16 protein-coding genes and 1 riboswitch are annotated in these 18843 nt (G+C 75.0%); of the genes, 11 read left to right on the plus strand and 5 right to left on the minus strand.

What is annotated here, in order from left to right; translation table 11 throughout:
* Nucleotides 1-70: 70 nt before the first annotated feature.
* A riboswitch (TPP riboswitch) is annotated at nt 71-180 on the plus strand.
* From SM577_RS05805 to thiC, 7 genes are all read left to right on the plus strand, one after another.
* The gene (locus SM577_RS05805) at nt 175-801 is read left to right on the plus strand and encodes a thiamine phosphate synthase (RefSeq protein WP_302919510.1); all 627 of its coding nucleotides are present in this window, start codon (nt 175-177) and stop codon (nt 799-801) included. It overlaps the preceding riboswitch by 6 nt.
* A complete protein-coding gene (gene thiO, locus SM577_RS05810; protein WP_474586437.1) occupies nt 795-1943 on the plus strand; it encodes a glycine oxidase ThiO in 1149 nt (382 codons plus the stop codon). Before SM577_RS05805 ends, thiO begins: the two co-directional genes overlap by 7 nt.
* Complete coding sequence (gene thiS, locus SM577_RS05815; RefSeq protein ID WP_302919508.1) at nt 1934-2134, plus strand: sulfur carrier protein ThiS; 201 nt, start codon at nt 1934-1936, stop codon at nt 2132-2134. The genes thiO and thiS overlap by 10 nt, the downstream gene beginning before the upstream one ends.
* On the plus strand, nt 2131-2910 hold the full coding sequence (locus SM577_RS05820; RefSeq protein WP_302919507.1) for a thiazole synthase: 780 nt from the start codon (nt 2131-2133) through the stop codon (nt 2908-2910). Before thiS ends, SM577_RS05820 begins: the two co-directional genes overlap by 4 nt.
* A 155-nt stretch (nt 2911-3065) precedes the next feature.
* Nucleotides 3066-3674 carry a thiamine phosphate synthase gene (locus SM577_RS05825; protein WP_302919506.1) on the plus strand — a complete coding sequence of 203 codons (609 nt, stop codon included), beginning with the start codon at nt 3066-3068 and terminating at the stop codon, nt 3672-3674.
* The gene (thiD, locus tag SM577_RS05830) at nt 3671-4459 is read left to right on the plus strand and encodes a bifunctional hydroxymethylpyrimidine kinase/phosphomethylpyrimidine kinase (RefSeq protein WP_302919505.1); all 789 of its coding nucleotides are present in this window, start codon (nt 3671-3673) and stop codon (nt 4457-4459) included. Before SM577_RS05825 ends, thiD begins: the two co-directional genes overlap by 4 nt.
* Before the next feature lie 17 nt (nt 4460-4476).
* Nucleotides 4477-6069: a phosphomethylpyrimidine synthase ThiC gene (gene thiC / locus SM577_RS05835; RefSeq protein ID WP_302919504.1), complete on the plus strand. Its 1593-nt coding sequence runs from the start codon at nt 4477-4479 to the stop codon at nt 6067-6069.
* Between the two features lie 165 nt (nt 6070-6234).
* Here the strand turns inward: thiC and SM577_RS05840 are convergent, their stop codons facing one another.
* The 4 genes from SM577_RS05840 to SM577_RS05855 form a co-directional block, all read right to left on the minus strand.
* Complete coding sequence (locus tag SM577_RS05840; protein ID WP_302919503.1) at nt 6235-8994, minus strand: hypothetical protein; 2760 nt, start codon at nt 8992-8994, stop codon at nt 6235-6237.
* A gap of 77 nt (nt 8995-9071) precedes the next feature.
* Nucleotides 9072-9380, minus strand: a complete 309-nt coding sequence (locus tag SM577_RS05845; protein WP_302919502.1) for a cupin domain-containing protein — start codon at nt 9378-9380, stop codon at nt 9072-9074.
* Nucleotides 9377-10327 carry an LLM class F420-dependent oxidoreductase gene (locus SM577_RS05850; protein WP_302919501.1) on the minus strand — a complete coding sequence of 317 codons (951 nt, stop codon included), beginning with the start codon at nt 10325-10327 and terminating at the stop codon, nt 9377-9379. Before SM577_RS05850 ends, SM577_RS05845 begins: the two co-directional genes overlap by 4 nt.
* 2 nt (nt 10328-10329) lie before the next feature.
* The gene (locus SM577_RS05855) at nt 10330-11115 is read right to left on the minus strand and encodes an ABC transporter ATP-binding protein (protein WP_302919500.1); all 786 of its coding nucleotides are present in this window, start codon (nt 11113-11115) and stop codon (nt 10330-10332) included.
* Nucleotides 11116-11381: 266 nt separating this feature from the next.
* Here SM577_RS05855 and SM577_RS05860 point away from each other — a divergent pair, with 266 nt between their 5' ends.
* Both SM577_RS05860 and SM577_RS05865 read left to right on the plus strand, forming a co-directional pair.
* Nucleotides 11382-12413, plus strand: a complete 1032-nt coding sequence (locus SM577_RS05860) for an ABC transporter substrate-binding protein (RefSeq protein WP_302919499.1) — start codon at nt 11382-11384, stop codon at nt 12411-12413.
* 97 nt (nt 12414-12510) lie between these two features.
* A complete protein-coding gene (locus tag SM577_RS05865; protein WP_302919498.1) occupies nt 12511-13395 on the plus strand; it encodes an ABC transporter permease in 885 nt (294 codons plus the stop codon).
* Nucleotides 13396-13637: 242 nt separating this feature from the next.
* Here the strand turns inward: SM577_RS05865 and SM577_RS05870 are convergent, their stop codons facing one another.
* On the minus strand, nt 13638-14819 hold the full coding sequence (locus tag SM577_RS05870; RefSeq protein ID WP_474581498.1) for an ABC transporter substrate-binding protein: 1182 nt from the start codon (nt 14817-14819) through the stop codon (nt 13638-13640).
* Between the two features lie 451 nt (nt 14820-15270).
* Between SM577_RS05870 and SM577_RS05875 the strand changes: the two genes are divergently transcribed.
* Both SM577_RS05875 and SM577_RS05880 read left to right on the plus strand, forming a co-directional pair.
* Nucleotides 15271-18354 (plus strand): sensor histidine kinase, encoded by a 3084-nt coding sequence (locus tag SM577_RS05875; RefSeq protein ID WP_474586438.1) that lies wholly within the window; start codon nt 15271-15273, stop codon nt 18352-18354.
* Nucleotides 18351-18758 carry a roadblock/LC7 domain-containing protein gene (locus SM577_RS05880; protein ID WP_030329975.1) on the plus strand — a complete coding sequence of 136 codons (408 nt, stop codon included), beginning with the start codon at nt 18351-18353 and terminating at the stop codon, nt 18756-18758. Before SM577_RS05875 ends, SM577_RS05880 begins: the two co-directional genes overlap by 4 nt.
* Nucleotides 18759-18843 lie beyond the last annotated feature (85 nt).

Below are 18843 nucleotides of genomic sequence, written 5' to 3' on the forward strand. Positions count from 1 at the left end.
GCCGGACCGGCGTCCTGCGATTGCCGAACCCCGTCTTGGCAGGCCGGCGGATCTGTCGTACGGTGACACCGACGTAACCCACGGGAGCCCGGTGGACCGGGCTGAGAGGGGGGCTGGAAGCCCCCGACCGTCGAACCTGATCCGGGTAATGCCGGCGCAGGGAGGAGTGTTGCCGTGCCGTCCCTTGGGCGACTGCATCTGGTCACCGACACCCGACCCGGGCGGGATCCGCTCACCGTGGTCCGGGCCGCCCTCGCGGTGGCCCGCGCCGAGCTGGTGGTGCAGGTCCGGGTGGCGGACTCCGCGACCGACCGGGAGGCGTACGACCTGGCCCGCCGGGTGGTCGCGCTCTGCGCCGGGTACGGCGCGACCTGCCTGGTCAACGACCGGCTGCACGTGGCGCTGGCGGTGGGCGCCGCGGGCGGCCACGTCGGCGCCGACGACCTGCCGGTCGGCGCGGCCCGCCGGGTGCTCGGCTCCGCCGCCGTGCTCGGCGCCACCGCGCGGCACCCGGGCACCGCCACCGAGTCGGTGGCCGCCGGCGCCAGCTACCTCGGCGTCGGCCCCTGCCACCCGACCAGCACCAAGATCGGCCTGCCGGACCCGATCGGCCCGGCCGGGGTGGCGGCGGTCGCCGCCGCGGTGGACGTGCCGGTGATCGCCATCGGCGGGGTCACCGCCGCGACCGTGCCGGCGCTGCGCGCCGCCGGGGCGTACGGGGTGGCGGTGGTCGGCGCGCTCTCCGGTGCCGCCGACCCGGGCCGGGCCACCGCCGAACTGCTCGGGGCGTTGACGTGCTGACCACCGGCCGCCCCGACGTGGCGGTGGTCGGCGCCGGGCCGGTCGGGCTGGCCGTCGCCTGGCGCTGCGCGGCGCGCGGGCTGCGGGTGGTCGTGCACGACCCCGACCCGGGCTCGGGAGCGTCGGCGGTGGCCGCCGGGATGCTCTCCCCGGTCGCCGAGGCGTACTTCGGCGAGCGCGAGCTGACCGGGCTGCTCTGCGCGTCCGCGGCGCGCTGGCCGGCGTTCGCCGCCGAGCTGACCGAGGCGACCGGGCTGCCGATCGGCTACCGGACCGAGGGCACGCTGATGGTCGGGCTCACCGCCGACGACCTGGCCGAGGCGGGCCGGCTCTGGGCGTACCAGCAGGGGCTGGGGCTGCCGGTGACGCCGCTGCGCCCGACGCAGCTGCGTGACCGCGAGCCGGCGCTGGCGCCCCGGGTGCGCGGCGGCGCGCTGGCCCCCACCGACCACCAGGTCGACCCGCGGCTGCTGGTGCCGGCGCTGCGGGCGGCCGCGACCGCGGCCGGCGCGGTGCTGGTGCCGCACGCGGTACGCGACCTGTCCGCGCTGGACGCCCGGGTCACCGTGGTGGCGGCCGGCTGCGGCGCGGCCGCGCTGACCGGGCTGCCGGTCCGGCCGGTGAAGGGGCAGGTGCTCCGGCTGCGCGCGCCGGGCGGCGAGCCGCCGGGCTTCCGGCACGTGATCCGGGGGTACGCCGACGGCGAGCACGTCTACCTCGTCCCCCGGTCCGGCGGCGAGGTGGTGGTCGGGGCGACGGTCGAGGAGCGCGCCGACCGGAGCGTCACCGCCGGCGCCGTGCTGCGGCTGCTCCGCGCCGCCGTCGACCTGCTCCCCGAGCTGGCCGAGTACGACCTGGTGGAGACGGTGGCCGGGCTGCGCCCCGGCACGCCGGACAACGCCCCGATCCTCGGCCCGCTGCCCGGCCGGCCGGACGTGCTCGCCGCCACCGGCCACCACCGGCACGGCATCGTGCTCACCCCGGTCACCGCCGACCTGATCGCCGAGTTGGCCGCCGGGGGCGAGCCGGACCCGCTGCTCGCCCCCTTCGCGCCGGACCGCTTCGGACCGGCCCACCCACCCGCGCCGGCGCCGCCGGCCGGCTCACCCGGGCAGACGACGGAGGAGGACAGGTGGAACTGACGGTGAACGGCGCCGGGCGGACCGTGCCCGGCGGTGCCACGGTGGCCGACCTGGTCGGCGAGGTCACCCCGCAGCGGCGCGGCGTGGCGGTGGCGGTCAACGGCGAGGTGGTGCCGCGCAGCGGCTGGCCGGCGACGGTGCTGCGCGACGGCGACCGGGTCGAGGTGCTCAGCGCCGCCCAGGGCGGGTGAGCGCGGTGACCTTCGACCTGGGCGGTGTCCCCCTCACCTCCCGGCTGATCCTGGGCACCGGCGGCGCGGCCAACCTGCACGTGCTGGAGCAGGCGATCCGGGCGTCCGGCACCGAACTGGTCACCCTGGCGCTGCGCCGGGTGGACACCACCCCCGCCGGGTCGGGCGGGCTGCTGGAACTGCTCGACCGGTGCGGGGTGCGGCTGCTGCCGAACACCGCCGGCTGCTACACCGCCGGCGAGGCGGTCAAGGTGGCGCACCTGGCCCGGGACGCGTTCGAGACCGACTGGGTCAAGCTGGAGGTGATCGGCGACGAGCGCACCCTGCTGCCGGACGGCGTCGAACTGCTGCGCGCCGCCGAGCAACTGGTCGCCGACGGGTTCACCGTGCTGCCGTACACCAGTGACGACCCGGTGCTGGCCCGCCGGCTGGCCGACGTGGGCTGCGCGGCGGTGATGCCCGCCGGGGCGCCGATCGGCTCGGGGCTGGGGGTGTCCAACCCGCACCACATCCGGCTGATCCGGCAGAGCGTTGACGTGCCGGTGATCCTGGACGCCGGGATCGGCACCGCCTCCGACGCCGCGCTGGCCATGGAACTCGGCTGCGACGCGGTGCTGCTGGCCAGCGCGGTGACCCGGGCCGCCGACCCGGTGGCGATGGCCACCGCCATGCGGTTCGCGGTCGAGGCCGGGCGGCTGGCGTACGGGGCGGGCCGGATCGCCCGCCGCTTCCACGCGCTCGCCTCCACCCCCGACGAGGGAAGGCCCGACCTGTGACCGCGCCGCCAGGGCTGGCCGCCGGTCCGCCCGAGGCGGCAGCGGCCCGGCCGGCAGCCGGTCGGCCAGATCTTGGAAGGAAAGGGCCCCCGGAGGGGCCGGAATCTTCCAAGATCTCGGCGGGCGCCGGGTGGGTGCCCGCCGGGGTGGTGGTGATGACCGATCGGCGGCTCGCGCGGCGGCCCCTGGTCGAGGTGCTGGCGGCGGCCGTGAGTGGGGGAGTTCGGTGGGTGGTGCTGCGGGAGAAGGACCTGCCCCGCGCCGAACGGTTGGCGCTCGCGGCGGAGCTGCGCGCGATCCTCGGCGACGTCGGCGGCACCCTGGTCGTCGCCGGGCCGGACCCGCTCGGCGGTGATGCGGTGCACCTGCCGGCTGCCGGCCCGTACCCGCCGCCGCGCGTCGGCCTGGTCGGCCGCTCCTGCCACGACCGGGCCGAGCTGGGCCGACTCACCACAGAGGACTACGTCACCCTCTCGCCGGTACACCCGAGCAGCACCAAACCCGGCTACGGCCCACCCCTGCACCCCCGGGGACTGGCCGAGCTGACCAAGGTAAGCCCGGTGCCGGTCCTTGCTCTCGGCGGCATCGAAACCCCCGACCAGGTGCACGCCTGCGTCCAGGCCGGCGCCCGGGGAGTCGCGGTGCTGGGTGCGGTCATGCGCGCCGACGACCCCACCGAAACAGCCACCACCCTGACCAGAGCTTTCGCGGCGGCGGCCGCCGCGCCGCAGCCACCAACCGCGACCACTCGAGGAGCGACGTGACCCCCACCACCGTCCTCACCGTCGCCGGCTCCGACTCCGGGGGCGGTGCCGGCATCCAGGCCGACCTCAAGGTCTTCGCCGCCCTCGGCGCGTACGGGACCAGCGTGCTCACCGCGGTCACCGCCCAGAACACCCGGGGCGTCGACGCCGTCCTGCCGCTGCCCCCGCGCACGGTCACCGACCAGCTGGAGAGCGTGCTGACCGACTTCGACGTGCGCGCGGTCAAGACCGGGATGCTCGGCAGCCCGGCGGTCGCCGACGCGGTGGCGGTCGCCGCCCGGGACGGCCGGCTGCCGCACCTGGTCGTCGACCCGGTGCTGGTCGCCACCAGTGGACACGCGCTGGGCGTGGTCGCCGCCGTCGAGCGGCTGCTGCCGTACGCCGAGGTGGCGACGCCGAACTGCGCGGAGGCCGCGGCCATCACCGGACGCCCGGTGACCACCGTCGAGGAGATGGTGGCCGCCGCCGAGGCGCTCGCCGCGGGCGGACCGGCGCACGTGGTGGTGACCGGCGGCGACGTGGACACCGACGGCGAGGCGGTCGACGTGCTGCACGGCGGCGGGGTGACCACCCTGCTGCGGGCGCCGCGGGTGGCCACCCGGCACAACCACGGCACCGGGTGCTCGTTCTCGGCGGCCGTCGCGGTCCGGCTGGCGCTCGGCGACCCGGTGCCGGCGGCGGTGCAGGCCGCCAAGGAGTACGTGACCCGCGGGCTGGCCGGCGCGCGGGACTGGACGTTGGGCGCGGGACGCGGCCCGCTGGACCACTTCGGCTGGTCCGCTTGATCACCAGGGAGGCTGTCATGCAGGCACGTCGCAAGGTGTACGTCGAGGGGTCCCGGCCGGACGTGCGGGTGCCGTTCGCCGAGGTGGACCTGACCGGGGACAACCCGCCGGTGCGGCTCTACGACACCTCGGGGCCGGGCGCGGACCCGGCGGTGGGGCTGCCGCCGCTGCGTGGCCCGTGGATCGCCGAGCGCGGGGACGTCGCGCCGGTGCGCGGCCCGGGTACCCCGCTGGCCGGGGTGGCCGGGAAGCGGCCGACCCAGCTCGCGTACGCCCGGGCCGGGATCGTCACGCCGGAGATGGAGTTCGTGGCGATCCGGGAGGGCATGGCGCCGGAGTTCGTCCGCGACGAGATCGCGGCCGGGCGGGCGGTGCTGCCGCTCAACGTCAACCACCCGGAGTGCGAGCCGGCCATCATCGGCAAGGCGTTCCTGGTGAAGGTGAACGCCAACATCGGCACCTCGGCGGTCACCTCGTCGGTCGCCGAGGAGGTGGAGAAGCTGACCTGGGCGACCCGGTGGGGCGCGGACACGGTGATGGACCTGTCGACCGGCAAGCGGATCCACGAGACCCGCGAGGCGATTGTCCGCAACTCGCCGGTGCCGATCGGCACCGTGCCGATCTACCAGGCGCTGGAGAAGGTCGGCGGCGACCCGGTGAAGCTGAGCTGGGAGGTGTTCCGGGACACCGTCGTCGAGCAGGCCGAGCAGGGCGTGGACTACATGACAGTGCACGCCGGGGTGCTGCTGCCGTACGTGCCGATGGCGGTGGACCGGGTGACCGGGATCGTCTCCCGGGGCGGCTCGATCATGGCGGCCTGGTGCCTGGCGCACCACGAGGAGAACTTCCTCTACACCAACTTCCGGGAGCTCTGCGAGATCCTGGCCCGCTACGACGTGACGTTCTCACTGGGTGACGGGCTGCGCCCCGGGTCCATCGCGGACGCCAACGACGAGGCGCAGTTCGCCGAGCTGCGGACGCTCGGCGAGCTGACCCGGATCGCCTGGGAGTACGACGTGCAGGTGATGATCGAGGGCCCCGGGCACGTGCCGATGCACAAGATCAAGGAGAACGTGGACCTCCAGCAGGAGTGGTGCCACGAGGCCCCGTTCTACACGCTCGGTCCGCTGACCACCGACATCGCGCCCGCGTACGACCACATCACCTCGGCGATCGGCGCGGCGATGATCGGCATGTTCGGCACCGCGATGCTCTGCTACGTGACGCCGAAGGAGCACCTCGGGCTGCCGGACCGGGACGACGTGAAGGCGGGCGTGATCGCGTACAAGATCGCTGCGCACGCGGCCGACCTGGCCAAGGGGCACCCCGGGGCGCAGGCCTGGGACGACGCGCTGTCCAAGGCGCGGTTCGAGTTCCGCTGGGAGGACCAGTTCAACCTCTCGCTGGACCCGGAGACCGCCCGGTCGTACCACGACGCGACGCTGCCGGCGCAGCCGGCGAAGACCGCGCACTTCTGCTCGATGTGCGGCCCGAAGTTCTGCTCGATGAAGATCACCCAGGAACTCAAGGAGTACGCGGCCCGCGGCATGCGGGACAAGTCGGAAGAGTTCGTCTCCTCGGGCGGCCGGGTCTACCTGCCGCTGGCCTGAGCCCGCCGCGCGGGCCGGCCGGTCGCGGCGACGCACGTCGCGCCGCCGGCGGGGTGACGGCCGGTGAAAGTGGTTCTCCGTGGTGGAGCCGGCTGCCGACCGTGTGACCGGCGTTGTGGGTGCGGTCGTTGTCGCTCCAGCGACGACAACCGCACCCACACCACGTCAGTCGCGGTGGTGGCGGCCGCTGGAGCGCAGCGAGCGGCGGCCGCTCTCCTGCTCCGGCTCGTTGTCCGCCAGCGGGCGGCCCAGCCCGGCCACCCAGTCGACGTACTCCTCGTCCTGCGCCGCCAGCGGCTCCGCCTCGGTCTCGCCGGCGCCGCTCTCGTCGGTCGTCCGGGCCCGGTTGCGCCGGAACAGCCCGAGCCGGCCGCGGAGCCGCCCGCCGTTCTGTTCGCCCGCGCCGGCCGCCGCGCCATCGGGCGTCGTGTCCTCGCCGCCGGCCGGTCCCTCCGATGTGGCGTCCGTGGGTGCCGTCGGGCCGGCGCGCCGGGCGGTGGCCAGGGCCTCCCAGCTCGCGGCCCGGTCGAGGTCGGGCAGGGGGGCGCGGTGCCGGGGCCGGTGCCCGGTCGTGTCCTCGGGTACGGCGGTCGCCTCGTCCCGCTCGGCGGAGGTGGGCCGGGGCGGCGCCGACCACGCCGGTGCGACCGGCCAGCTGGAGCGCGGGGCGGCCGGCCGGTCGGCAGTGGGCGTGGCGGGTGCCGGTACCGGCTTGAGGACCGGTCGGGCCGGTTCGCGCGTCCCCTCGCGCCGCTTGCCGGCCGCCGGTGCGCCGTCCCCGGTCGGGGGCGTGGGCCCGGTGGCGGGGTCCGCGCCGGCGGGCGTGGGTTCGGTGGTGGGCCCGGACGGCACCGCGGTCGCCGCCGCTTCGATGCCGGTGATCGGGGTACCGGTGGCGTCCGCGCCGCCGGTCGTGGCCGGGTCGGCCGTGGCGCCGAGCGGTGCGGCCGGCGCCGACCCGGTCGAAGCACCGCCCGGTGCCGCCGGGCTGGTCGGTACGCGGCCGGACGCGGCCGGGCTGACCGAGGCCCTGCCGGACGCCGCCGGGCCGGTCGAAGCGCCGCCGCCGGCCGGGCTGGTCGGGGCGCTGTCCGGTGCCGGTCCGGTGGAGGCGCCGCTGAACACCGGGCTGACCGAAGCGCCGCCGCCGGCCGGAGCGCCGTCGGGTGCCGGTCCGGTCGAAGCGTCACCGGACGCCGGACCGGCCGACGTACCGCTGGACGCTGGGCTGGTCGCGGCGCCGCCGGGCGCCGGCGTCCCGGCGGACGGGGCGCCGGCCGCCGCCGGGTCGGCGGTCGGGGTGGTCGCGTCGGCACGCTTGGCGGTGGCCTTCGCCTTACGGGTCCGGCGGGGCCGCGGGGCGGGCTCGGCGGGCGTCGCGGCGACCGCGTCCGCGTCGGTCGACGCGGCGGTCGCCGGCTCCTCGGCGGCGGTTGCCCGGCGGGTCGACCGGCCGGCCGCCGGGGCCGCCGTGGCGCGGGACGACCGCCCCTTCCTCGTCCGCCCGGCGCCGCCGGGCTGCTCGGCCGCGTCGTCCGCCGCGACGGGCTCCGACTGCCCGCCCGCCGGGGTGCCGCTCGCCGGGTCGCCCGGCGCCCTCGTCGCCATGCCACCGGCGTGCGCGGCGCTGGCCGGTGCCGGGTCGCCCGGCAGGTCACCCGTCACCGCCGTCACCGCCGTCACCGGCTCGGCCGGGTGTGCGGGGCGTGGGGCGGGGGCCGGCGCGGCCACGGCATCCACCCCGGTCGCCCGGTCCGCCGCCGGGTCGGTGGCGGCGTCCGCGCCGCGGTCGGCGGTGCGGGGCGGGACGCCGGTCGCGCCGGTCGTGCCGGTCGCCGGCCAGTCCCAGTGCGGCGGGGTGGCCTGACCCGCTGGTTCGGTGCCGGGCGCGGTGCCCACCGCGCCCGCCTCGGGCCGGGCGGCCAGGTCGGCGCCGGCCACCCGGACACCGGCCGGTCCGCCGGCCCGGTCGGCCCGCTCCGGTCCCGCCTCGGCCGCGCCGGGCAGGGCCGGGCCGGCGGGCAGCGGCCGCAGGATGTCGGTCGGCTCGATGGCCCGGGGCGCGGGAGCGGCCGCGCCGGACGGCCGGCGCGCCAGCGCGGCGGCGGCCGAGCCGAGCGCGCCGGCGGCGACCGCGAGCAGGGCGCCGTAGTAGGGCGCGAGCTGGTAGCGGTCGACGGCGTCACCGGGACCGGCGGCCAGGTAGCCGAACGCCACCAGCACCGGTCCGGCCACCCCGGTCGCCCCGGCCACCAGCGGCGGGTGCCCGCGCCAGCGGGCCAGCGCCCCGGTCGCCGCGCCGGCGAGCAGGGCGATGGTGGGCAGCACCAGCATCGCCAGGCGCTGGGCCGCGTCCGCGTCGAGCCAGGCGGGCTCGAAGACCCCGAGCCGGACCAGCGGCAGCGCGCCGGTCGCGGAGAACGACGGTACGGCCGACAGCAGCGCGAGCAGCCAGAGCGTCCCGGCGACCGCTGCCATGTTCCAGCCGACCGGCGGCTTCAGCAGGACGGCCAGCGCGGCACCCGCGCCCACCACCGCGCCGAGGACGGCGCAGATGCCGACCGCCCAGACCGGGTCGACGGAGATGAGCTCGGCGGCCCGGGCGGGCTGCATGCACAGGGGCGCGACCACGGTGGCGCCGAGCGCGGCGGCGGCCGCGACGGCCAACTGCCGTCCGGTGCCGGTGAGCGCCCCGTCCCGCCGGGCGACGCGTTCGGTGAGGACGGCACCGATCACCGCGGCGTTCGCCGCGCACCAGCCCACCCAGACGAGCTGGGCCGGCCACTGGTTGACGGTGACACCGGTGAAGCTGCCGGTGAGCCGCAGGATGCCGAAGCCGTACGCGAGGCCGAGCTGACCGGCGCCGGCCAGCAGGCTCACCCCGAGCGCCGTGAGCAGCAGTCTGCTCCAGGTCCGAAAGGCCATGTCCGGCACGTTACGGTCCGGTGCGCCCGATCGCCACCGGCGCGCCGTGCGGCGTGGCGGCCCTGCTCGCGGCGGGTCTACTTGAGTTCGACGAGGCGAGCCAGGTAGGTGGTGTCCCCGACGTTGGTGAGCATGTGGATGGCGCCCGGGTCCCGGTAGACCACGCCGCCGGTCGGCTCGTCGGCGTCGATCCGGGTGCCGTCGATCGTCTGCACCACGTTCTTCGCGCCCTGGATCGCCACCACCAGGTACGGGTGGTCGTGCCGGTGCAGCGGCTGCCGCTCGCCGGGTTCGAGCCGGATGTGCCACACCCGTACCCGGTCGTTCTCGTACACGATCTCCTGGCCCACCGGCCCGAGCTCGTGCTCCTCGATCACCTCGGTCATCGGTCTCCGTCCAGGTGGGGGAGCACCTCGGCGGCGATGAGCTCGAGGTGGTCCAGGTCGGCGAAGTCGATCAGGCGCAGGTGCACCCGGGTCGCGCCGGCGGCGGCGAACTCGCCGATCCGGTCGACCAGTTGCGCCGGCGAGCCCACCACCGGGTCCTCCGGCGGGAGGGCGCTCTTGACGTGCAGCGGGGCGGCCCGCCGCTGGGCCTCGGCGTCGGTGCGGCCGATCGCCACCACGATCCCGGCGGAGAGCACCAGCGGCGCCCGCCCGGACGTGGCCCGTCCGGTCCGGTCGCTGGCCTCCCGCACCCGCTCGTACGCGTCGGCGGTCTCGGCCACCGACTTGAACGGCATGTTGAACTCGTCCGCGTACCGGGCGGCCAGTTCCGGGGTGCGCTTCGGACCGCGCCCGCCGATGATCACCGGCGGCCCGGGGCGCTGCACCGGCTTCGGCAGCGCTGGCGCGTCCACCAGCCGGTAGTGGGCGCCGGTGAAGCTGTACGTCTCGCCGGGCGGGGTCCGCCACAGCCCGGTGATCACCTCTAGCTGTTCGGCCAGCCGGTCGAACCGCTCGGTCACGCCGGGGAACGGGATGCCGTACGAGGTGTGTTCCCGCTCGTACCAGCCGGCGCCGATGCCCAGCTCGACCCGGCCGCCACTCATCTGGTCGACCTGGGCCACCATCACGGCCAGCGGGCCGGGCAGCCGGAAGGTGGCCGAGGTGACCAGGGTGCCGAGCCGGATCCGGGTGGTCTCCCGGGCCAGCGCGGCCAGGGTCAGCCAGGCGTCCGTGGGGCCGGGCAGGCCCGGGTCGTCGCCCATCGACTGGTAGTGGTCGGCCCGGAAGAAGCCCTCGAAGCCGCCCGCCTCGGCCAGCCGGGCGAACCGGAGCTGGTCGTCGTAGCTGGCGCCGCGGTGCGGCTCGGTGAAGACGCAGACCCGCACGGTTATCGTCCCTCCGCGCCGGCGGGCGCCGGCGCGTCCCGCTCCATGAGCAGCTCGTGCAGGTCGGCGCTGACCTGGGCGACGTCGGCCAGGTGCGCGTTGCGGCCCAGGGTGCGCGGCCGCGGGATGTTCACGTCCAGGATCCGGCGGATCCGGCCGGGGCGGGGGCTGAGCACCACCACCCGGTCGGCCAGCAGGACCGCCTCGTCGATCGAGTGGGTGACGAAGACGACGCTGGGCGAACTCTCCATGTGGATCCGCTGGAGCTCGCCGGCGAGTTCCTCCCGGGTGAGCGCGTCGAGCGCGGAGAACGGCTCGTCCATCAGCATCACCCGCGGCTCGCCGATCAGCGACCGGCACAGCGAGACCCGCTGCTGCATGCCGCCGGAGAGCTCGTGCGGCAGGCGCTTCTCGAAGCCGCCGAGGCCGGCCAGGTCGAGCAGTTGCCGGGCCCGCTCCCGGTGCTTGGCCCGCTTCCAGCCGAAGATCTCCACCGGCAGCAGGACGTTGTCCAGCACCGTGCGCCAGGGCAGCAGGGCGGGCCGCTGGAAGAGCATCGCGATGTCCCGGCGCGGGCGGGTGATCGGCGTACCGGCCACGGTGATCTCGCCGCTGGTCACCGGGAGCAGGCCGGCGATCAACCGGAGCAGGGTGGACTTGCCGCAGCCGGAGCGGCCGAGCACGGCCACGAACTCGCCCTCCGCGACGTGGAGGTCGATGCCGCGCAGCGCCTCGACCCGGCCGCTGCGGCCGTCGAAGGTGCGGGACACCCCGGACAGTCGGATCATCCCCGGCGGCCCTCCCTGACTGGGCGATCAGTAACGCGGCACAGGGTATCCGGCTCGTGTCCATGACGCACCGTCCGGGGTGGACGTCACTTTGTTTCCGTTCCGCAACCCGGTACGCCTGGCATCACAAAGGTCTGGTTCTCGTACGCTGTGCCCGCGAAGAGTCCCCTCACGACGGTGGTGTCGGCTTCACCCCCTCCGCCGACGCCGTCAGACAACCCCTCCGGTGGCCCGCCGGCCCCGGTCGGAAAGGACATGGTGCACTGATGAGAAGGCTGACCCGTACGGTCGCCACGGCCGCCCTGGCCACCGCGCTGGCTCTGGTTTCGGCATGCGGCGGTGGTTCGGACAACGGCGACGACGCCAAGGGCCCCGAGGGCGCGGCGCTGGAGAAGGTGACCTACCTCACCTCGTTCGGCAACTTCGGCCGCGACTCCTACGCCTGGGTCGCGAAGGAGAAGGGCTTCTTCAAGGACGCGGGCTTCGACGTCGAGATCAAGCCCGGCCAGGGCACCGGCGCCGTCATCCAGACGATCGTCGGGGGCCAGGCTCAGTTCGGCCCGATCGACCTGACCGGTGGCCTGCTCCAGCTCGGCAACGGCCAGGCGAAGGACTTCGTCGCGGTGGCCGCCATCCAGCAGCGCACCATGGCCGCGATCGCCACCGTCGAGGGTAAGAACGTCGCGTCGCCGAAGGACCTGGAGGGCAAGAAGCTCGCCGACACCCCCGGCTCCGTGGTCCGCAACCTGTTCCCGACGTACGCCCGGATGGCCGGCGTGGACGCCAACAAGGTGACCTGGGTCAACGGTGATGCCCAGGGCCTGATGGGCATGCTGGCCAGCGGCCAGGTGGACGGCATCGGGCAGTTCGTCGTCGGGCAGCCGACCATCGAGGCGGTCACCAAGAAGAAGGCCGTCCTGCTGCCCTACAGCAACGTGATGCAGGACCTGTACGGCAACGTGCTGATCACCTCGGCGAAGATCGCCAAGGAGAAGCCGGAGATGGTCAAGCGGTTCACCGCCGCCCTGCTCAAGGGCCTGGAGTACAGCCTGACCAACCCGAAGGAGGCGGCCGAGCTGCTGAAGAAGAACGTGGACGCGACCAACATCGACGCGGCCGCCGCCGAGCTTCAGCTGATGGCCGGCTACGTCCGGTCCAGCAACTCGGGCACCGCGATCGGCACCCTGGACAGCGGCCGGGTCGCCAAGAGCATCGCGATCCTGCAGGGCGCCGGGTCGCTCAAGCAGAACATCACCCCCGACCAGATCATCGACTTCAACCTCGCGCCGAAGGCCTGATCGACGTCGAGCGTGCCGCGGGGGTGCGGCCCACCGGGATGCCCCGGGGGCGCACCCCCGTCGCGTGCCGGCCGCGGCCGGCAGGAGAGGAGGACCCGTGACGGAGACGACCGGTACCCGATCCGGCCCCACCGGGGCGGGGCGGGCGACGGACCCCGGCGCACCCCCGGGGGCGTCCACCACGGCGCCGGCGGTCCCGGCCGCCCGCCGGTCGGACGTACGCCCGGGAGCGGTGGGCCTGCCGCTGCTCGGCCTGGTGATCGCGCTGACCGCCTGGTGGCTGGTCACCTCGGTGCTGGAACTGGTGCATCCGGCGTCCCTGCCGCCACCGCAGGCGGTGTGGAGCTCGCTGACCTCGACGGTCGACGTGCTGCTGCCGGCGTTGGGCTGGACCACCCTGATGACGCTGGTCGGCTTCCTGCTCTCGGCGGTCGCCGGGGTGCTGATCGGGATGGCGCTGGCCGCCTCCCGCCGGGTCGAGCGGATGTTCGCGCCGCTGCTGGTGGCGGTCAACGCGGTGCCGAAGATCGCTCTCGGCCCGCTGCTGGTGGTCTCGGTCGGCTGGGGTGAGAAGCCCATCCTGACCATGGTCTTCCTGCTCTGCTTCTTTCCGATCGTGCTCTCCACGGCGACCGGTCTCACCACCACCCCGGCGGACCTGGCCGAGCTGGCCCGGTCGCTGAACGCCTCCTGGTGGCAGGCGTTCCGCAAGGTGCGCTTCCCGGCCGCGCTGCCGCAGATCTTCGTCGGGCTGAAGGTGGCGATGCCGCTGGCCGCGATCGGCGCGGTGATCGGCGAGTTCTACTCGGACCTGCCGGGCCTGGGCTACCAGATCCTCCAGTACAACGGCATCGGCGACACCGCGACCGCCTGGGCCGCCATCGTGCTGATCGCGGCGATGAGCATCCTGCTCTACAGCGCCCTCTCCCTGGTCGAGCGCCTGGCCCTCCCCTGGCTCCGCGAAACCACCAGCAGCCGCTGACCGACAACGGATACGTCGACACGGGACGGTGGGAGATCCCCCACCGCAACGTGTGGCGGGCCGGCCCCCCGAATGGGAGACCGGCCCGCAGCCGTCCACGACGCCCGGCAACCACGGGGTGTGTGGCCTACCGTGCCCGGCGCAGGGATCAAGTTTGACCGCCCGGAGCCGGGCACGGTAGGCCACACCCCACCGCGCCCACGACGAAACCAGCCAGCGGCAGAACCACCAGAGCCCGAAGATCAGCCAGCCAACCGCCAACGCCCGTTCCGCGCCACCAGCGTGGTGAGCGCCTGCGGCATCAGCCCGGAGTGGTTGTCCGGGGTCATCCGGATCGGCCCGGACAGGCCGTCCATCTGCGACGTCTCCAGCACGTCCCGGATGCCGTCCCGGTTGACCTGCCCGGCCGGCCCGCCGGCGCGCAGTTCGGCGTCGGCGATGAGCTGCACCGCGTCCGCGGCGAACGACGACGAGCCGTGGTAGCCGCCGAAGCGGGCGGTGTAGTCCTGGAACCACTGCCGGCGGGCCGCCTTCGCCGGAGTGGTGGCGATCACGTCATCGATCACCATGGTCTGGGTGAAGATCAGCGTGGCCCGTTCGGTGGCCCGCGCCGCGGTGCCGAGGAAGAGGTCGCCGGCAGCCGAGGCGTCGAAGAAGAGCGAGCCCTCGAAACCGGCCTGCTGGGCCGCGGTCGCGGCGAGCATCGCCTGCTCCGGCGGGGTCCACACGACCAGCGCGTCCGGCTCGCGCGCGGTGAGGACGCCGATCTGCTGGCCGACCTCGGTGGCGGTGTTCCGCACCGCCACCTCGCGCTGCGACTTGATGTTCGCCTTGGCGAACTCGCGGTTCAGCGCGGCCAGCCCCTCGCGGCCGTAGTCGTCGTCGCTGTGCAGCACGCCGACCTTGCGGACGCCGGCGCGGCGCATTTCGGCGGTGAGGGCGGCGGCGCTGTCGGCCGCGTTCGGGGCCAGCTTGAACACGTACCGGCGCTGGGCCACCGGGTCGGCCACCGCACCGGCAGCGGCGAGGGCGATGGTGGGGATGCGCTTCTCGTCGATGGTCCGGGCGGCGCCGACGGCGCACTCGTTGCAGCCGCCCATGATGATCGCGCTGACCCGGGAATCGTCGCTGAATTCGCCGATGTTGCGCAGCGACTCGCTCGCGTCGGACCGGTTGTCCTTCACCTTCAGCTCGATCTTCCGGCCGTTCAGCGCACCGGACGAGTTCAGCTGGTCGACCTTGAGTTCCAGGGCCCGCTGGTACGCCTTGCCGACCGGCGCGGCCGCCCCGGAGAGTTCGAGGTCCGCACCGATGACGATGGGGCTTGTGTCCTGCTCCTCCGCGCCGAACTGGCAGCCGGTGAGTGTGGTGGCCAGCACGGCCGATGCGAGCGCCGCGGCGGTCGCGGAGCGGATGGGGCTCAACTCAGTCCTCCAGGTGCGGCCCGGGCACTACTGCCCGGTCACCGCCGGGTAATCCGTCCTCAGTGGAGGGACGGTATGGTTTCTGCCGTACGGTGTGCGCGAAGCCTGCAAAACCATGCCAACGCCGCGCGCTGCGGTCAAGCGGCAGTGGCCGGAGGCATTTCGGGATACGGATCCCACATGTTGGGGTCACGAGATGTTTGCAAACGCTCACGCTACCGGCACGTATGACCACTCTGAAGTCACATGCCCTGTTCACGGGCTTGGGGAAATGTAGGTATCAGTTGACCGGATCACGGGTTGCGTGCCGTGCGACCGTTTCCTGCCCGCCTGCGGCTTCCCAAAAAACTTCTCGTCTGATGAAATCTCGCCCGTGCCGCGCGTGGCGCTGGCCGCTGCACCAGGCACGGGTCGGTGGGTCAGGCGTGGGAGAAACGACGGAGGCGATGTCGTGAGCACCGGACCGACGACCCTGCCCGAAAGTGGCGACAAGCGTTCGCGCACCCGCCGGCGAATGCCCCGCCTGCGCGACGTCCGGATCCGGTCCAAGCTCGCGCTGATCCTCGTGGTGCCGGTCGCGGCCGTGATCGCGCTCGCCACCGTCCGGCTGGTCTCCGTGGGTGAGGGGGCCTTCGACGCCACCCGGGCCCGGGCCCTCACCGCGCTCTCCATCGACGTCTCCGCGCTCACCCAGGCCGTGCACGCCGAGCGGATGGCGGCGTCGGCCTTCCTGGCCAGCCCGCAGCAGCAGGCCGACGCGTTCAACCTGCGGGTGCGCCAGACCCAGCAGCGGGTCGACGAGTACCGCGCGGAGCGGGAGCGCATCGGCACGCCGCCGGCGGCGGTCCGGGACCGGCTGGCGACCATCGACAGCCACCTGGAGACGCTGGACAGCACCCGGCAGGAGGTGCTGGACCGGCAGCAGATGGCGGTCGCCGAGGCGGCGCTGCGCTACGGGGTGATCGTCGCGGACCTGGTCGCCTACGGCGACGGGCTCGCCCAACTCCCCGGCGACGAGGAGTTGTCGGACAGCCGGCGGGCGGTCGCGGCCTTCGCCCGCGCCAAGGCGGCGGTCGCCGAGCAGGAGTCCGTCGCGTTCACCGCGCTCAGCAGCGGCGAACTCGACGAGGAGCAGTTCTCCTCGTTCGTGGCCACCCAGACCAGCCAGCAGGAGGCGCTGATCGCCTTCTCGCTGGCCGCCGACCCGGCCCAGCGCGCCCTGGTCGACAGCACCGTCTCCGGCGACGCGGTCGTGCTGGCCGACCGGCTGACCGCCGACATCACCCGCTCGGTCGGGCAGCGTCCCCTGGTCAGCGCCCAGGACGCCACCACCGCCATCGGCGCCGTCAACGACCTGATGCGGTGGGCCGAGATCCGGCTGCAGGACCGGCTGCTCGCCCAGGCCGAGGACGCCCGCTCGGCGGTGATCCGGCAGGCCGTCATCGAATCGGTGCTGGTGCTGCTCACCCTGCTCATCGCGGTCACGCTCGCGGTGGTGCTGGCCCGCTCGCTCAACCACTCGCTGCGCCGGCTGCGCGAGGGCGCGCTCTCGGTGGCCAACCACGACCTGCCGGACGCGGTGCAGCGGCTGCAGAACATGGGCAGCGTCTCCGATGGCGGCGTCGACGAGATCGTCCGCGAGGTCCGGGATCCGATCAAGCTGGACAGCCGGGACGAGGTGGGCCAGGTCGCGCTCGCCTTCAACGTGGTCCACAAGGAGGCGGTCCGGGTCGCGGCCGAACAGGCCGCGCTGCGCACCAGCGTCTCGGCGATGTTCCTGAACCTGGCCCGCCGTAGTCAGACCCTGGTCGACCGCATGATCGGCGAGCTGGACGCGATCGAGCGCGGCGAGGAGGACCCGAAGCGGCTGGCCCAGCTCTTCGAGCTGGACCACCTGGCCACCCGGATGCGCCGCAACGACGAGAACCTGCTGGTGCTGGCCGGCGCCGACTCCGCCGTGCCGCGCCGCGACGACGCCCTCCTGGTGGACGTGCTGCGGGCCGCGCAGTCCGAGGTGGAGCTCTACAACCGGATCGAGTTCGGCACCGTCGACACCGACGTCTCGGTCGCCGCGCACGCGGTCAACGACGTGGTCCGGCTGGTCGCCGAACTGCTCGACAACGCCACCCGGTTCTCGCCGCCGAACACCGTCGTGGTGGCGGACGGCCGACGGATCCGCGACTACGTGCTGATCCAGGTCGAGGACCGCGGTCTGGGCCTCTCCGACGAGCAGCTCGACTCGCTCAACCGGCGGCTGGCCGCCCCGCCGAGCGTCGACGTCGCGGCCTTCCGGCTGATGGGTCTGGCCGTGGTGAGCCGGCTCGCGGCCCGCTACGGCATCCGGGTGGACCTGCGGCGCAACGTCGAGGGCGGCACCGTCGCCCAGGTGACGCTGCCCGCCGCCACGGTGGTGCTGCCGAGCCTGCGCAACCGCGAGCAGGCCATCACCCGGCCGCGCCAGCCGCTCGCGGTCGAGCAGAGCCCGCTGACCACCGCCGGGCTCGGCGAGCCGCTCGCCGGGCGTACCGCCGCGGCCACCCTGCCCGACCAGTGGCGCACCGAACCGGCGGCGCCGGCGCCGTGGCCGGCCCGGGAGCAGGCCCGGGAGACGGCCGCCCCGGTGCAGGCCGGTGGCCTGCCGGCCACCCACCCGACGCTCCCCCCGCCGCCGCCGGCCATCCCGGGCTTCGGCGCCGACCAGGCCGGCACGCCGGCCGGCGGTCGCTCCACGCTGGACCGGCTGCCCCGGCGTACCCCGGGTGCGGCGGCCGAGGGCGGGCCGCTCCTGCCGGCCGGCCCGGTCGCCGGCACCGCCGCCACCACGCCCGCGACGAGCCCGATCGCGGCGACCGGCGGCGCCCCGGGCGGCGGCGTCCCCAGCGCCGGCTTCGGCCGGGGGCTGGGCGCCGACCTGGCCGCCACCGCGCCCCTGGCGCCGCCTCCCGCGCCGATCACTCCGCGCCCGGAGCAGCCGGCCGAGGCGCCGATCTTCCGGGAGATGGAAGCGGTCTGGTTCCGCTCGCACGGCGACGACGTGACGACCATCTTCGCCCGGCCCAACTTCGACCAGGACCCGTCCGCCACCGCGGGGGCCGGGGCGCAGCAACCGGCGGCGGCCACGCCCGCGCGGCCACCGCTGCCCACCCGCTCCCCCGGGGCGTCGGCCACGCCGCCGCCCGCCCAGCCCCCGCCACCGTCGTACACTCCACCGGCCGCGGACGCGTCCACCCCGGCGGCGTCGGCCGCCGCGGCGGACCCGGAGGCCTGGCGGACGGCGGCCGACGAGGGCTGGTCCCGGGCCAGCCGGGCGGCCGAGCCCACCGCCGGCGGAACCACCCGGTCCGGGCTGCCCAAGCGGGTCCCGCAGGCGCAGCTGGTGCCGGGCGGCATCGAACCGCGCGGTGGCCGGGCACGGACCCGGCGCACCCCGGACGACGTACGCGGCCTGTTGTCGGCCTACCACCGCGGCGTACAGCGCGGCCGGTCGGCCGGGACGGACCAGAACAGCACCTCGACCAAGGAGACGAGCCGATGAACAGGCCAGCTGCGATGCAGGACATGGGTTGGCTGCTCACCAACTTCGCCGACAGCGTGGCGGGTATCGCCCACGTGGTGGCGGTGTCCGCCGACGGGCTGCTGCTCGCCTCCTCCCGGGACCTGCCGGCGGACCGGGCGGACCAGCTGGCGGCGATCACCTCCGGCGTGGTCAGCCTGACCGAGGGCGCGGCGCGGATGTTCAGCGCCGGCGGCGTGCTGCAGACGGTCATCGAGATGGACAGCGGCTACCTGTTCCTGATGTCCATCAGCGACGGCTCGTCGATGGCCGTGCTCGCGGCCCGCAGCTGCGACGTCGGTCAGGTCGGCTACGAGATGGCACTGCTGGTCGAGCGGGTCGGCGCCGCGCTGGTGCCGCTGCCCCGGGACGCGGTGCGGTCGTAGCCGGCGGCGACGCGCCGGCTCGCGCGTCGACCAGGGACACGTGATCCGGGGCCGTCGGGCTCCGGTCGGGGAGAGGAGGTGACCG

Source organism: Micromonospora desertarenae (genome assembly GCF_056150265.1).

What these genes read in the sequence shown, in the direction of transcription:
- SM577_RS05855 (WP_302919500.1), bottom strand. Translation starts at nt 11,115, where the DNA reads ATGATCCGACTGTCCGGGGTGTCCCGCACCTTCGACGGCCGCAGCGGC.
- SM577_RS05840 (WP_302919503.1), bottom strand. Translation starts at nt 8,994, where the DNA reads ATGGCCTTTCGGACCTGGAGCAGACTGCTGCTCACGGCGCTCGGGGTG.
- SM577_RS05845 (WP_302919502.1), bottom strand. Translation starts at nt 9,380, where the DNA reads ATGACCGAGGTGATCGAGGAGCACGAGCTCGGGCCGGTGGGCCAGGAG.
- SM577_RS05880 (WP_030329975.1), top strand. Translation starts at nt 18,351, where the DNA reads ATGAACAGGCCAGCTGCGATGCAGGACATGGGTTGGCTGCTCACCAAC.
- SM577_RS05825 (WP_302919506.1), top strand. Translation starts at nt 3,066, where the DNA reads ATGACCGATCGGCGGCTCGCGCGGCGGCCCCTGGTCGAGGTGCTGGCG.
- thiC (WP_302919504.1), top strand. Translation starts at nt 4,477, where the DNA reads ATGCAGGCACGTCGCAAGGTGTACGTCGAGGGGTCCCGGCCGGACGTG.
- SM577_RS05860 (WP_302919499.1), top strand. Translation starts at nt 11,382, where the DNA reads ATGAGAAGGCTGACCCGTACGGTCGCCACGGCCGCCCTGGCCACCGCG.